Source organism: Acinetobacter sp. MD2 (genome assembly GCF_035615575.1).
Taxonomy (GTDB): Bacteria; Pseudomonadota; Gammaproteobacteria; order Pseudomonadales; family Moraxellaceae; genus Acinetobacter.
Window position 1 is genome coordinate 67526 of sequence record NZ_VTDK01000004.1, and the last position, 14512, is coordinate 82037.

Below are 14512 nucleotides of genomic sequence, written 5' to 3' on the forward strand. Positions count from 1 at the left end.
ATGTTTTATTTTCAGCCTGCGCTCAACAAAATCAAGCTAAACAAAAGAAGTTTGAGCGATGACAGAAAGATTACAAGATTTAGCTGTAAAGGTCTCTTTACCTGAAGATACTTATCTACAGCAAGATAAAGAAATTTTAGATATTTTTGTAGAAGAGCTTCAGGAAATTTTTGTGGAGTTGAATCAGCTTTTGCCACTATGGTTAGAAGATATTCAACAAGAAAATGTTCTGAAAGAGATTCGCAGATATTTTCACACCCTTAAAGGGTCGGGGCGCATGGTTGGGGCAAATCGTGCGGGGGAATTGGCATGGCAAGTTGAAGACCTACTCAATCGTGTTATGGCAAAAACTGTCGAACTTACCCCGATGGTGCAGCAGTTTGCATGGGCATGTAAAAATGTTTTTGAATTCAAGCTCTATCCGGTCTTTGAGCATCAGTCTGAGTTTTTGGTTGACCTACGCCCATTAATCGTAATTGGAAAGAGTTTACAGCAGCAGTTGCCTTGTGATGCTGAAGTCCTTGAAATTATCACCGATCTCATTCATTTAGATAGCGATCGTGAAACGGTATTCGAACGTGTGATGACGATGCCACTGGTGGATATTGTACCAGTGACTACGCTTGCCTCGGTGGATGAAATTGAACATGTTCATGCACCAGAGTTGGATAAAGTTGCAACAGCTCGACACAATACTGGGTCAGTGGTTGAAACGGATTTAAGTGTTGAGACACTGAAAATTTATCTTGAAGAAGGATTGGAGCATTTAGATGCAATTAATCATTTCTTAAAGCAGCCAGAACACAGTGCGAAAGAAACAGATATTTTGATTCGAGCCTTACATACCTTAAAAGGTAGTTCGGGCATGGCGCACGTTGAGCCGTTATTTCAGGCAAGTGCAGATGTTGAGCAAGCCTTAAAAGCACATTTGCAAGAAAATAAAAATCTGACTGAATCTGAAACTCAGTTGTTAGCAGGTTTTTCGGTTTATGTGACGGCATATTTGCAAGGTTTAAAACAATCAAACGCTGAACAAATGTCTGTTGCAACAACAGCCTTTACACTTATTTGGGCGGAGTATCTTGAGCAGCAAGGATATCTTGGGCTTGAAAAAATCAGTGGTACTGTTAGCGAAATTTTAGAGCTACAAATTGATGATTTGTTAGATGCAGAAGGTGATTTTGAATATCATGTTCGTCAGCATAATCAAGATTATTTACAGCAATTACTGGCAGAAAGTACATTATTGTTGGTGCATACTGCACAGACTGCAACACATGCGCTACATATTCTTGCAGAAAAATTGACGCTTAGTTATCGCGGTCTTATTCAACAACCACAATTGTATGCAGATGCTTATACCTATGAATTATTTGATCAGGCGCATCAGCAGTTAATTGACTATTTTGATATTCTTGCAACAGGTCAAACAGTACGTTTATCTGAACAAACACAGCAGCTATTAGATAAATTGGTCGATTGGACACATCCAATCAACGTACTAAGTCAGGTAGAAAATAGCGAACATGTTATTCAGTCGCCAGTATTTGCAGCGATTGATGATGATCAGTTGCCATGTTGTCAGCAAGCGATGCAAGCAGATACAGCATTGCTTGCTCAGCACAACGTGCATTTAGAAGATTATGAGTTAATCTCAATCTTTATAGATGAAGCTGAAGATTTAATGGCTGAATTCGAACAGGCTTTTGCAGCGTATCAACAAGACCCAACGCAAACCCAACCGTTACAGCCTTTGATGCGTTGTTTGCACACCTTAAAAGGTGGTGCAAATATGATTGCGGCGCGATATTTGGGCGAAATCATACATAGCTTAGAAAGTATTTATGAGCGGCTGATTTATGCTCAATTGCAGCCAACAACAGGATTGTATCAAGTTTTAAGCTTAGTTCAGGATAATCTGTTAAGTCGTTTAGATATGATTCGTGAATATCAACAAGATTATCCAGCACCACATCTTGTGGCAATGTTGAATAATCTTGCTGCATCATTATCATCTCATTCGCAGGTGGTTGCAGACGTTGCACCATCGCTTGATCCTCTGATATCTAATACAGTTGTACAGGTTGCGTCACAACCATGTGCTGTGGTTTCGAATATTCATGTACAACGTATTTTAGACGATCAGTTATTTAAACAAAGTCCAGATGCACAGCAACTTCCCGATGCTGACCTGATCAGTATCTTTATTGATGAAGCGGAAGGTTTGTTGGTTGAGGTTGAAAAGGCATTTACAAATTATCAGGAAACGCAGCAAGGTTCTGATTTACAAGTGTTAATGCGTTATTTGCATACCCTGAAAGGGGGGGCAAATATGTTGCAAGCAACTTATTTTGGTCAAATTACACATGAATTAGAATCGATTTATGAAAAGCTCATTTATGGGCAACTTGTGCCGAGTCAGACTTTATTTGAAACGATCCGTTGTGTTCAAGATCAGTTGGCTGAACGTATTGAAACAATTCAGCAGCAAGCAATCGACTACCCTGCAACGGGAACATTGGCTGTACTAGATGAATTACAAGCCAAGTCAACTCCAGTGGATCAACAATCAGATGCAGCACAATGCAATCAACCCACAGAAGAGGCTGATCGGGTAATTGAGCCAACTGATTCGATTCAAAGCTTAATTGCTGAAGAATTTGTTGAAGAAGCGCAAAGTTTGCTGCACAAAATGCGTGAGCAATTGTATCAATGGTTTGATCGACGTAGCCAACGTGGTGTTTTATTACAATTACAGCGTGATGCGCATACCGTTAAAGGTGCAGCACGCATGGCTGAACAGCAGGCGATTGCCAATGTTGCATCCAAATTAGATGAGACATTTGAACAGTTTGCCGTGCGCCAATTTACTTCAAATACGTATGATGCTTTATTACTGAGTGCATTAACGTGGCTAGACCAAGCAATTGTGAGTCAAGCGGTGACATCGCCAACGCATTTGCTTGAACAGTTGGGTCAAATTGATTTTGTGAGTACAACGACATTACTAGATGTTGTTGATTACGCTGTACCATCATTGGATACCTATGCAGTGGTTGAGGGTGATGGTAGTGAACCACCATCTATGCACGGTGAGTGGCTACAACAAGATACGACCGAACAAGCACCAGAGATGATTCGTATTTCAACCAATTTGGTTGAGAAAATGATTGATCTTGCTGGTGAAAATGCGATTAACCGTTCACGTATTGAAATGGACATGAGCCAATTCAGTACCACCTTAAATGAAATGGAATTGGCGATTCAGCGTTTATCTGACCAATTACGTCGAATGGAAGGTGAGCTTGAGTCACAAATTATTGCCAAGCATGGTAATGAGCAATCGCGTTATGCAGATTTTGACCCGTTAGAGATGGATCAATATTCATCGCTAAACCAATTGTCAAAGTCGCTTGCCGAATCTGCATCGGACTTAATTGACTTTAAAGTCACGCTAGCTGAAAAAGTCCGTGATGCCGAAGGTTTGCTCTTGCAGCAATCACGCATTCAGGCAGAAATGCAAGATGGCTTAATGCGGGTACGTTTGGTTCCATTTTCACGAATCACCACACGTTTACAGCGTTTGGTGCGCCAAGTTTCATCGACATTAAGTCGTCCTGTGAACTTTGAAGTGAACAATCGTGATTTAGAGCTTGACCGTAGTATTTTGGAGCGTTTGGTTACACCACTTGAACATATGCTGCGTAATGCAATCGACCATGGTATTGAAACGACAGCAGAACGTCAGCAAGCACAAAAAAATACAGTTGGTTCGATTGAAATTAGCATCAGCCGTCAAGGTGCAGATGTGGTCATTGATGTTCGTGATGATGGTCATGGCATTGATCCTCGGAAAATTGAACAAAAAGCCCGTCAACTCGGGCTGATTGCCGAACAGCATTCACTCAGTGATCAGGAATTATTGCAATTTATTTTCCATTCAGGTTTGACCACAGCTAAAACTGTAACCCAAATTTCGGGGCGCGGTGTTGGGCTAGATGTCGTGCAAAATGACATTAAAGCCTTAGGTGGGCATATTAGTATTCATTCAACACTTGGTGTTGGGACACATTTTAATATTCGTGTGCCAACCACAGTGTCGGTGAGTGATGCCTTGATGGTGAAGGTGATTGATCAACAATATGCAATTCCACTGGCACAAATTGAACGTATTGTTCGTGTTTCACCACTGGCTTTAAGTGAGTACTTTAGTTCGGGTGCAGAGCAGTTTAGTTTAGATGGGCAAAGTTATAAATTGCGCTATGCAGGCGAGTTTGTTGGCGGTGCAATGATGCAGCCACGCTTGTTGCAAAGTGGATATTCATTGCCTGTTTTATTAATTAAAGGTCACAATAACCAAACGGTTGCGTTATTGGTTGATCAGTTGATTGGTTCACGTGCACAAATTGTAGTGAAACCATTAGGCAGTCAATTGTCTCGGATTGATGTGATTGGCGGCGCAACCATTTTAGGTGATGGTCAGGTTTGCTTAATTTTAGATACAGCCAATCTTGCACGTCGTATTCAAACTGCAACGCATCTCACCGAAAATACGGTGGTTGAAACTGCCAAAGTACAGCGTGCGCGTCAATGCATTATGATAGTCGATGACTCGGTAACGGTGCGTAAAGTTACTTCACGTTTACTTGAGCGTTATGGCTATGATGTGGTGACGGCGAAAGATGGTGTTGATGCGGTCGAGCAAATTGAACATGTTAAACCAGACTTAATGTTACTTGATATTGAAATGCCGCGTATGGATGGTTTTGAAGTGACCAACATTTTACGCCACCATACGGTCTATCATGATTTACCAATTATCATGATTACCTCAAGAACAGGTGAGAAACACCGTGAACGTGCTTTTGGTTTAGGTGTCACGGGTTATATGGGTAAACCGTTCCAAGAAGCCGATTTACTCGCGCAAATTGAACAGGTCTTAGCAAAGCAGGAGGTCTAAACTGATGTTGCCAAAAAATGTTGCGCCACAGCATGTTGACCCGCAAGAGTTACAGCATTTAATTTCAGTTTCGACTGGATTTATTGATGCATATATCATTGAATGTTATGGACAGGATGCGATGCTCCTGCCACAAAACATTGTATTGTCTGCACAAAATACGATTTTTCCAACCAAAACGGTATTGTGGCACGACGTACAATTGCCTGTTTATGCGGTGAATGATCCACATATTCAAGCAGGTATTGCATTAATTATCGAAGGCGATGAAATACCGCAGCGTTTTGCATTGCTATGTGATCGTATGCCTGAAAGTGTGCGTTTACGTATTTCGGAAGTCGTAGATGACGAAGAAGAGCTGGTAGAGAACGATGTTGTCTTCCAATATGTTCGTTCGCAAGGCAAGCGTTACTTCATTCCCGATTTAGAGCAAATTCAGCATAAGCTTGGGCTCTAAGTTGAGTAAATAAAAAAGCCTTCATTTTATGAAGGCTTTTTTATTTGGATGCGTGTTTTAAACGGCCAATAGATGAATTAAGATTTGTTCATAGATTTCAGCTAAAGGTTCTAAATCATCTACATTCACATGTTCATTAACTTGATGAATAGTGGCATTGAGCACACCTAATTCAATCACTTGTGCACCCGTTGGTGCAATAAAGCGTCCATCAGATGTACCACCACTGGTTGAGAGTTCTGTTTCAATATTACAGACCTGCTGAATGGCTTTTTGAGTCGCATATACCAATTCACCCACAGGTGTTAAAAATGGTAAGCCAGACAAATTCCAATCAATTGCAAAGCTCAAACCATGGCGTTGTAAAATCTCATTTACACGTGCTTTTAGCTCATCTGCTGTAACTTCGGTACTAAAGCGGAAGTTAAATACCACTTCTAATGTGCCTGGAATAATATTGGTTGCACCTGTTCCTGAATTAATATTTGAAATTTGGAAGGATGTCGCAGGGAAATATTCATTGCCATTGTCCCAAACCGTATTGGCAAGCTCTGCTAAAGCAGGTGCTGCCTGATGAATAGGGTTGTTGGCAAGATGTGGATAGGCAACATGACCTTGTTTGCCTTGTACCGTTAATACCGCATTTAATGAACCACGACGGCCATTTTTGACAATGTCACCTAAACGATGAGTACTTGATGGTTCACCAACCAAACACCATTGGATTTTTTCTTGGCGGTTTTCTAGGGTTTCAATGACTTTAACTGTACCATTTTTAGCAGGACCTTCTTCATCCGAAGTGATTAAGTAGGCAATTGAACCTTTATGGTTCGGGTGCTTTGCGACAAAACGTTCAGTTGCAACTACCATCGCCGCCAAGGCGGTTTTCATATCGGCGCTGCCACGCCCATACAATTTGCCATCGCGAATTTCTGGAACAAAAGGAGCGGTATCCCAAGCATCTAAATTACCTGTTGGTACAACATCGGTATGTCCTGCAAAACAGAACACAGGCTCTTGTGTACCACGGCGTGCCCATAAATTATCGACATCTTCAAAACGCATGGTTTCAATATTAAAACCAATTTTAGCAAGACGGTCGGCCATCATGGTTTGGCAGTTATGGTCGATTGGTGTGATTGATGGTTGACGTAATAATTCAAGGCTGAGTGCGAGCGTATCGGAGGTATGGGTCATGACGGAATCAAAGCTAGAAATTTTGCTGCTTATGATAGGTCAAGCGTTAAGCGAATGAAATGGCAGTGTTAAAAAAACCTTATCGATTTGATAAGGTTTTTTAGAAAATTCTTACATTTTTTGCTGTGTTTTTTCAGCGGTATTGGTGACTGCATTCCCCGCTTTTGAGACATCTTGTCCCATGCCTTTGAAAGTGTTACATCCCGCTAACATGAACGCGATTGCAACAGAAGTAAGTAGAATTTTTTTCATCGTGTGCTCCGTGTAACTTTAGTTATTAATGTAAATTCATCATAAGCAAGCCATTTAGAAAAAAGTATTAACGTTTAGCATCAAAATGTAATAATTTGTAGCTTAAATTTTAATCTTTTTGGAGTGATTTAGAAGTAAACTTGGCTGGCGAAACATAAAAAACTCATTATGTTTAGATGTGTAATACAGATCACTTCTCCACCAAATTGTAGGTTCTACTTGGGGTTCGGCATCAGGGCAAAGCCATTCATGCCTAGAAAGATGCAGCATAGGGTCGGTTGGAATTCGATTGCCCCATGTGCCTAAACGTCGTTTTTGATTCACCCAAGTTGGAGTAGGGCATTGCTGTAGCGTGGGTAAATAAAGCTGTCCTTTTAAAACGGCATATTTCTTTTCAATTGCAAACCCAAGTGCTCGGCTAAACTGGAATTGTTTTTGGGTGAAATGCTGTAATTTCTTTTGTAATGTATCTTGCCGATTCAAACCATACCATGCGCCAAGTTGATACTGTCGTTCTGCCAAATAAAACTTTAATGCGACTTCCCAATGCTCAATGTGCATGGTGTGTGTATTGAGCAAAAGGAAGTCCAATTCGCCAAGCGTTTGCTTGCCTTGAATTTGTTGCACACTATGTTGGATAAGACGATAGGGATGGTATTGTTCATTTGGATTATCTTGCAGCCAAAACCATAATAAACTTTCAAAACGAATCCCTAAGCGAGTGCTTTTAATTTTTGCCAAGAATGTATGTAATGCAGTTGGATTTTGGTCGAGTTCGATTAAACGCCTTTGATAATTTTGATAACAGTTTTCCCAAAAATTGTCGTTATGCCATTCAAAATTAAAATGGATGCTAAGTTCAGGTGGGTGCATGGTCACAATATTGGGGCTGGCAATACAAAAGGCTAACTGCCGCACAGCCGGTGTTTTAAATTGCAGCCATGGTTCAAATAAAGTTGCAGAATTGAGCATGAAAAAAGCTGTAGGGGGAAGTTAAATCTACTTATACTATATTCTGACTTGGTGATCAGCGGCTTGCATGAAAAATCTCTTTTGGCGCTTTTTGGTGGTGGTGTTTATTGTGTTAGGGATGATCGGGGCAGTATTGCCAGGTATGCCAACCACTGTATTTTTGATTCTCGCAGCGTGGGCGGCATCAAAAGGATGGCCACAAATGGATGCTTGGTTGCTGAATCATCCTAAATATGGCTCAACTTTGAAAAATTGGCGACAAAATGGAACGGTTCCTAGAAAAGCCAAATGGCTTGCAAGCAGTATGATGTTTGTAAGTGGTGTTGTGATGCTATTTACTCCCGCACCGTTTTGGGTCAAGGTTTTTACCGATGTGACGATGCTCATCGTTGCGATTTGGCTGTGGATGCGTCCTGAAGCCTCTCCATCTATATAAAAGGCAATATTATGCAATACTCCCTTCAAGATGCCGATATTTTAATTGATCTTACCCAACAACAACTGATCTTACCTAAACAACAAAAAAAATATGCAATTTCTAGTGGTTTAAATGGTGTTGGAGAACAAGAAAATAGCGGTAAAACCCCGCGTGGATGGCATAAAGTTGCCCAAAAAATTGGGCAGGGGATGCCAAAAAACAGTGTCTTTGTGGCACGGCAAGCCACAGGTGAAATTTATAGCGCTGAGTATGGGCAGTTACACCCTGAACGAGACTGGATTTTATCGCGAATTTTATGGCTGCAAGGTTTAGAGCAAGGCTTTAATATGGGCAATGGTTGTGACACGTTTAAACGCTATATTTATATTCATGGTACACCTGACACTGAGCCGATGGGCATCGCTGCATCGCATGGTTGTATTCGAATGCGTAATCAGGATGTGATTGAACTGTTTGATTTAGTCACAGATGGTACGTTGGTCTATCTTTTAGAATAAAAACCACCTTAAATTTAGCCAAAAGTAAGATGATTTAAGCTAAATATGACTAAAATATTGAAAAATGACTTATTTTTTAATCATTCAAACACAAAAACTTAGAAACATGATGAAAAGCGTTTGACAGTCCATGAGGATTCTCTATAATGCACCTCACAAACGAAGAAGACGTTATGAAGGGCGCTTAGCTCAGTTGGTAGAGCGTCTGCCTTACAAGCAGAATGTCGGCGGTTCGATCCCGTCAGCGCCCACCAAGCCCTTCGTGTTAAATCTAGATGCAGCGGTAGTTCAGTTGGTTAGAATATCGGCCTGTCACGCCGAGGGTCGCGGGTTCGAGTCCCGTCCGCTGCGCCATTTAGATTAAACCGTTTGTAGATGTATTTATAAGTGCAGCGGTAGTTCAGTTGGTTAGAATATCGGCCTGTCACGCCGAGGGTCGCGGGTTCGAGTCCCGTCCGCTGCGCCATTTATAAATATATTTGTAATACCCTTGAAAAGGGCGCTTAGCTCAGTTGGTAGAGCGTCTGCCTTACAAGCAGAATGTCGGCGGTTCGATCCCGTCAGCGCCCACCATATTTTGTTTGAAAATTTTATATTTTTAAACACTGCCGTGCAGCGGTAGTTCAGTTGGTTAGAATATCGGCCTGTCACGCCGAGGGTCGCGGGTTCGAGTCCCGTCCGCTGCGCCATTTTCTTAAGTTGATTGAGAAAATAAAGTTCAAGATTATTTATCTTGATTAGTTTTACCTTTAAATTATTAAAAAGCATTGCTTTTTAGTTGTTTAGGGCGCTTAGCTCAGTTGGTAGAGCGTCTGCCTTACAAGCAGAATGTCGGCGGTTCGATCCCGTCAGCGCCCACCATATTTTATTTAAAAACAACATGTTTTTAAATACGACCTTGCAGCGGTAGTTCAGTTGGTTAGAATATCGGCCTGTCACGCCGAGGGTCGCGGGTTCGAGTCCCGTCCGCTGCGCCATTTTCTTAGTTCCCTGATTAAGAAAATGTACTTCAAGATAGCCTTATCTTGAATTTTTAAAATTGATTCCTCATCAATTTTATCTCTCAGGGCGCTTAGCTCAGTTGGTAGAGCGTCTGCCTTACAAGCAGAATGTCGGCGGTTCGATCCCGTCAGCGCCCACCATATATTCTAAAATTCATTATTCAAATTCCGCCAATTTTAAAAAATGCGTTTATTTTTAATCATTTAATTTATATCTCTATTTGTTTTGTTCTATTAAGAACTTATTTTCAATTCATCTTTTATTCGATTTATACGTATCATACATTTTTCCTTTGGATAAAATATAATAGATCAATGGTGTCAGCATTAACACAAAGAACGCACATAGAATAGCCACCCAAAATGGCAGTGCTTGCGGATTACCTAAGAAAAAATATTCAAATAAGCTATAGAGCAGCATAGCAAACATACTCATACTGCCAAGTGGAATTACCATTCGATAAATCAAAAATTGGGCAAACTGAATATAAGCGGTCATATCTCGATTTAAACCATAGGCGATAATTGCAACCAATATAAAGCCAAGAATAAATAACATGAATGATGATGCAAAATACAGGATAAAGCTTCGAATACTCTTTTCTGCAACCCGTTGATCGCCTTGAGCATAAACGATAGTGATGCTGTCACCGATTACAGGGATTGCTGTGGAGCTGATCGAATTATCTAAAGTATGGCTATGATGATTTTTGTCGGTAAATCTGACTTGTGCAGTATGTCTTAGCTCATCAACGGTGTACGAGCGATTATTTGAATCGGTTCTTTCTGTTTTTACCCATTCTGATGTGTAACTGACAATTTGGCCTGTATATGTTGGTTTGGTACTTAAATTATAGACTGCTTGAGTAACCCAATAGCTAAATGGAAAAAATATAGCACTGATCGAAAATACAACAGCAAATAAACAGGCGAATTCGAATTTACTTGGCCGCTCGGTTTTTGCTTTTATTTTTTTTCGTTGAGGCGCTGAATGACTGATGTTATGCGATCTTTTATTTTGAATTAAACGATTCATCCATTTTTGGGTGAGGATAAATGACCAAACCATCAATAGCGCGACACAAACAAAAAATATCTGTCCTGATTCGGTTAATTTCACACGAGCATCCATAAAATGATGATGTTGTAATAAGAATAAATAACATATTTGTAATATGAATACATCGTATTGGTAAAATGTAAAAGATGTGATTTTAGCGTTCACGCATGATTAAAACAGACTTGAATGCACAAACTTACAAATATAATTTTTGATTGATGCTGTGAGATATTCGATTTAATTTTTGAATATGTCAATCATACGATAATAAAAAACCCAGACCGAAGTCTGGGCTTAAAATTAAACAATCAACTTAATAAACATCGCGGCGATAACGTCCTTGTTCACGTAATTGATCAAGCTGATCTGCACCTAAAATCTCAATTAAGGCTTGTTCAACCCCAGTTGCCATACCTTCAATGCTGCCGCAAATATACAGTACTGCATCTTGGTCGATCCATTTCTTTAATTGCTCTGACTGTTGGCGAAGTACATCTTGTACATAGACTTTTTCGGCTTGATCGCGAGAGAAAGCAAGGTCGAGCTGTTGTAAATGGCCGGTATCAAGCCAACTCGTGAGTGTATGCTTAAATAAGAAATCATGCTCACGTTGGCGTTCACCAAAAATGAGCCAATTTTGCTGATAGTGCATTTTAGCACGTTGTTGTAATAAACTCATCAACCCCGCAATGCCTGTTCCATTACCAATGAAAATAATTGGGCGATTATCATTAATTAGATTGAAGCTTTGATTGGTACGAATCCGCATTTGTACAGTTTGACCCAGTTGAGCATATTGACACAGCCATCCTGAGCCTAAGCCGAGTGTGCCATTGCTGTCGGAATTGAGTCGAATAACCAGATCTAAATGTCCTTGAGTAGGGATGCTTGCAATTGAATACTCGCGCATTGCTAAAGTCGGCAGATGATTTAAGATTTCATCGGGTGTTGCAAAGGTTGCAATTGCAACGGTTAGATCTTTATTTAGCAACGCAGTTGCAAGATCACAATTTTGAGTTTTAACCCATGTATTTGCAGGGAAATTGATATGCTCTAAAAATGTGGTAATGCGTTGTGTGCTGTTAAAGGGTTGAATTTGTGCAATATCACCCGCCTGCCAGACAACATCATTATGAGTATTTAATTGTAAGTGATAAATGGCTTCACCCAAGCTGTTTGGATTAATACGTTGCCTATTACTCAGTTTCCAATCATCAAAAGTTTGTTCGATGTGGATGTCTTGAAGTTCAAGTGCAGTGACTTGACCAAGTGCATGTTGCCATTGTTGTAAGGCATGTGCTGATGCATTGTCGACTTCTACAAGTGGGAATAACGATTGTGCTTGGGCACGTTGTAGCCATTGATCTAAACGCTGTCCAAATTGACAATAACTGTCAGGATATTCTAAAGAGCCAAGTGCTAAAATAGCATAGCGCAATTGAGATAAGTCAACATTTTCAGACATCACATTTTTTACAAAATTCTGTGCCAAATCGGGTGCTTCACCTACACCATAGGTACTCACTACAAATAAGATTTGTGTGGCATTCTTTAGGTCTGCCAAGCTAGTTTTTTGTAATGCTTGTACCTGTGTTGCTTGATGTGCATGCTGTAAGCTAGTTGCAGTTTGCCATGCCAATTGTTCGGCTGTACCTGTTTGTGTCGCGTAAATGATGAGCCACGGTGTTGCATTTGGATCAATTGAAATAATGGGCGCTAAAGCTTGACGCGCAGCTTGAGTTAGCTTTTTTTGTTTACGACGTTTTAAATATAGCATCCAACCTGTTACAAAAAATAATGGCATTGCAAGAGACGCTAGCATTGCCATGAAATGCCAGATTGGGCCAAAAAAGCTACCTCTATGCACAGGTAACATACTACTCATGATTTTTTCATTGAGTTTCTTATCTTCATATAGTTTAGTTTTTTCAAACTTTTGTTCTTGAAGGTTGTAAATTGTGCTGTTGCGTGCGCGTTCGTGTTGTGGCACTGGATCAATGAAACTAATTTCGACTTTCTGGGCATCTTTAGGGATATTGAGCGTAACAGCAGAATAAGCAGTTTTATAGTTTTGATTGAAACTAAGCCATGATTGTGTCAGTGCTTGTTCAATTTGTATATTTGATAGCTTGGGTTCTTGCTGTTCTTTGTCATCTTTAGAGCCATGTTGCGATACTTGTTTAGGATTACCACTTTCACCCCGCGGTGAATTTTTTGAATTACCTTCAGGGCGAGGTGGCGTGCCTTGCATTTGTGGACGTTCAACCCCCATGACTTTGAACATGCCATCGCGCCACCAATCATAAGACCAGTACAAACCTGTTAAGGCAAATACCAAATAGAATAAAATTACCCATGTGCCAATTACGGCATGTAAATCCCAAATAAAGTTACGACCTTTAAGCTTTGGTTTAACTGCAAACCATTGTTTAATTGTGTGTTTTTTAGGCCAGCGTAAATATAAGCCACTAAAAATGAAAAACAAAAGCATGAGGGTACATGCAGCTGTAATTTGTTTGCCGACTTCACCTGCGGTTAAGTTGCGATGTAACTGTTGAATAAATTGGAAAAAGCCACGTCCTTTAATATCAGGCAATAATGCTGCGTTATAAGGATTAACCATTTGATTAAAGCCGCGTCGTTCGCCTGCTTTTTCAATATTTACTGTAGACGATGCAGTTGGATCTGCCGCCACGGTGATACTATTTACTTTCGTTTCAGGATAATGCTGTTGGTAGTATTGATACAGCTCCGTTGGTGTCATTTTGGGTTGCGTTTGTGCTTGTACGACATAGCTATCGCTATTTATCCATTGTAAGATTTGTTGATCATAAGAAAATAGCGCACCTGAAATGCCCATGATTGATAAAATCAGGCCCGCGGTAATACCCAAAAACCAATGCAGTTGAAACAGTACTTTTTTAAACATGGCGAAGATAGCTGAGTGAAAAAGAAGGAAATTTGTACAGGATTATACACAGGAAAATTATAAATGCTATTTTTTTACATTTAATATTTATTATCATTATCGTTGTGGGTTAGCCAATAAAAAACCCTCATCGCAGCAAGCTGGTGAGGGTGAGAGACAAGTAAAAATTAAACTTGTTTTGCCTCGCCAAGTGTTTCTTTTAAGTGTTTACGAATCGTTTGAAATGGAAAGTTTTTACTGTCCATGCGTTTTGGCAAAATATACGCACCTTGTTGATCTTTTACTTTAAAATTTAACAGTAAAAATTCAGGTGTATTGTACCATTCATAAATATCTTTCCATGCAATAGTGCCTACACCTTCTTGCATACCCATTTGCTGACGCATCACAATACCATGTGGTTGTACGCCTAAACGAATGCCTTTGATTTCTTGAACCGGAAATTCATTCATTTTACGTTTCACGTACCATTCTAAGCCAAAAATACGTACGAGTAAGTAGATTGCAACGCTCGCTAGCATGACCCAACAAATAATGGTGGAATAGTTTTTAATCAGCACGAGTCCTAAAATGGCAAGTAACGTCACAGCTGCTAAAATTGCCCAAACTTTTAGGCTGATTTTATTTGTGCTACGCCAAATGACCAATTGAGCATGGCGCTGTTCAGCTTCTGATATTTCATAAGTTACGGGTTGCAAAGTATATGCATATAAAGTTTTAGCGGTCATAGTGAGTCGTTACAAAGAAT

General features: G+C 40.2%; 10 protein-coding genes and 8 tRNA genes. 12 read left to right on the forward strand and 6 right to left on the reverse strand.

The genetic code is table 11. The features are described from left to right. Positions 1-58: 58 nt before the first annotated feature. Both FXN70_RS06925 and FXN70_RS06930 read left to right on the forward strand, forming a co-directional pair. The gene (locus FXN70_RS06925; protein WP_324646744.1) at positions 59-4960 is read left to right on the forward strand and encodes an Hpt domain-containing protein; all 4902 of its coding nucleotides are present in this window, start codon (positions 59-61) and stop codon (positions 4958-4960) included. A gap of 4 nt (positions 4961-4964) precedes the next feature. Then, positions 4965-5417, forward strand: coding sequence for a hypothetical protein (locus FXN70_RS06930; protein WP_324646745.1), 453 nt, complete (start codon positions 4965-4967; stop codon positions 5415-5417). A gap of 57 nt (positions 5418-5474) precedes the next feature. Here FXN70_RS06930 and dapE read toward each other — a convergent pair whose 3' ends face one another. From dapE to FXN70_RS06945, 3 genes are all read right to left on the reverse strand, one after another. Continuing rightward, the gene (gene dapE, locus FXN70_RS06935) at positions 5475-6614 is read right to left on the reverse strand and encodes a succinyl-diaminopimelate desuccinylase (RefSeq protein ID WP_324646746.1); all 1140 of its coding nucleotides are present in this window, start codon (positions 6612-6614) and stop codon (positions 5475-5477) included. A 111-nt stretch (positions 6615-6725) separates the two neighbouring features. Further along, a complete protein-coding gene (locus FXN70_RS06940) occupies positions 6726-6866 on the reverse strand; it encodes an entericidin A/B family lipoprotein (protein ID WP_324646747.1) in 141 nt (46 codons plus the stop codon). Between the two features lie 102 nt (positions 6867-6968). Continuing rightward, on the reverse strand, positions 6969-7838 hold the full coding sequence (locus FXN70_RS06945) for a DUF1853 family protein (protein WP_324646748.1): 870 nt from the start codon (positions 7836-7838) through the stop codon (positions 6969-6971). A 67-nt stretch (positions 7839-7905) separates the two neighbouring features. On the opposite strand from FXN70_RS06945, the gene FXN70_RS06950 reads away from it, so the two are divergent. The 10 genes from FXN70_RS06950 to FXN70_RS06995 all read left to right on the forward strand — a co-directional run bounded on the left by FXN70_RS06950 (position 7906) and on the right by FXN70_RS06995 (position 9916). Next, positions 7906-8274, forward strand: coding sequence for a YbaN family protein (locus tag FXN70_RS06950; RefSeq protein WP_324646749.1), 369 nt, complete (start codon positions 7906-7908; stop codon positions 8272-8274). Positions 8275-8285: 11 nt separating this feature from the next. Beyond that, on the forward strand, positions 8286-8774 hold the full coding sequence (gene elsL, locus FXN70_RS06955; protein ID WP_324646750.1) for a cell wall-recycling L,D-carboxypeptidase ElsL: 489 nt from the start codon (positions 8286-8288) through the stop codon (positions 8772-8774). A gap of 178 nt (positions 8775-8952) precedes the next feature. Further along, a tRNA-Val gene (locus FXN70_RS06960) sits at positions 8953-9028 on the forward strand. A 23-nt stretch (positions 9029-9051) separates the two neighbouring features. Further along, positions 9052-9128, forward strand: a tRNA-Asp gene (locus FXN70_RS06965). Between the two features lie 35 nt (positions 9129-9163). Next, positions 9164-9240: transfer RNA gene (locus FXN70_RS06970), tRNA-Asp, on the forward strand. A 31-nt stretch (positions 9241-9271) separates the two neighbouring features. Then, a tRNA-Val gene (locus FXN70_RS06975) sits at positions 9272-9347 on the forward strand. Between the two features lie 39 nt (positions 9348-9386). Beyond that, positions 9387-9463, forward strand: a tRNA-Asp gene (locus tag FXN70_RS06980). 96 nt (positions 9464-9559) lie between these two features. Continuing rightward, positions 9560-9635 (forward strand) — tRNA-Val (locus FXN70_RS06985). Between the two features lie 39 nt (positions 9636-9674). After that, a tRNA-Asp gene (locus FXN70_RS06990) sits at positions 9675-9751 on the forward strand. Positions 9752-9840: 89 nt separating this feature from the next. After that, positions 9841-9916 (forward strand) — tRNA-Val (locus FXN70_RS06995). 112 nt (positions 9917-10028) lie between these two features. Here the strand turns inward: FXN70_RS06995 and FXN70_RS07000 are convergent. The 3 genes from FXN70_RS07000 to FXN70_RS07010 form a co-directional block, all read right to left on the reverse strand. Beyond that, the gene (locus tag FXN70_RS07000) at positions 10029-10895 is read right to left on the reverse strand and encodes a xanthine permease (protein WP_324646751.1); all 867 of its coding nucleotides are present in this window, start codon (positions 10893-10895) and stop codon (positions 10029-10031) included. A 253-nt stretch (positions 10896-11148) separates the two neighbouring features. Beyond that, the gene (locus tag FXN70_RS07005) at positions 11149-13764 is read right to left on the reverse strand and encodes a sulfite reductase flavoprotein subunit alpha (RefSeq protein WP_324646752.1); all 2616 of its coding nucleotides are present in this window, start codon (positions 13762-13764) and stop codon (positions 11149-11151) included. Positions 13765-13931: 167 nt separating this feature from the next. Then, complete coding sequence (locus FXN70_RS07010) at positions 13932-14492, reverse strand: YcxB family protein (protein WP_324646753.1); 561 nt, start codon at positions 14490-14492, stop codon at positions 13932-13934. Between the last annotated feature and the right edge of the window lie 20 nt (positions 14493-14512).

Bases quoted from the DNA above. Each gene is read 5' to 3' on its own strand.
- FXN70_RS06925 (WP_324646744.1), top strand. From the start codon at position 59: ATGACAGAAAGATTACAAGATTTAGCTGTAAAGGTCTCTTTACCTGAA.
- FXN70_RS06930 (WP_324646745.1), top strand. From the start codon at position 4,965: ATGTTGCCAAAAAATGTTGCGCCACAGCATGTTGACCCGCAAGAGTTA.
- dapE (WP_324646746.1), bottom strand. From the start codon at position 6,614: ATGACCCATACCTCCGATACGCTCGCACTCAGCCTTGAATTATTACGT.
- FXN70_RS06940 (WP_324646747.1), bottom strand. From the start codon at position 6,866: ATGAAAAAAATTCTACTTACTTCTGTTGCAATCGCGTTCATGTTAGCG.
- FXN70_RS06945 (WP_324646748.1), bottom strand. From the start codon at position 7,838: ATGCTCAATTCTGCAACTTTATTTGAACCATGGCTGCAATTTAAAACA.
- FXN70_RS06950 (WP_324646749.1), top strand. From the start codon at position 7,906: ATGAAAAATCTCTTTTGGCGCTTTTTGGTGGTGGTGTTTATTGTGTTA.
- elsL (WP_324646750.1), top strand. From the start codon at position 8,286: ATGCAATACTCCCTTCAAGATGCCGATATTTTAATTGATCTTACCCAA.
- FXN70_RS07005 (WP_324646752.1), bottom strand. From the start codon at position 13,764: ATGTTTAAAAAAGTACTGTTTCAACTGCATTGGTTTTTGGGTATTACC.
- FXN70_RS07010 (WP_324646753.1), bottom strand. From the start codon at position 14,492: ATGACCGCTAAAACTTTATATGCATATACTTTGCAACCCGTAACTTAT.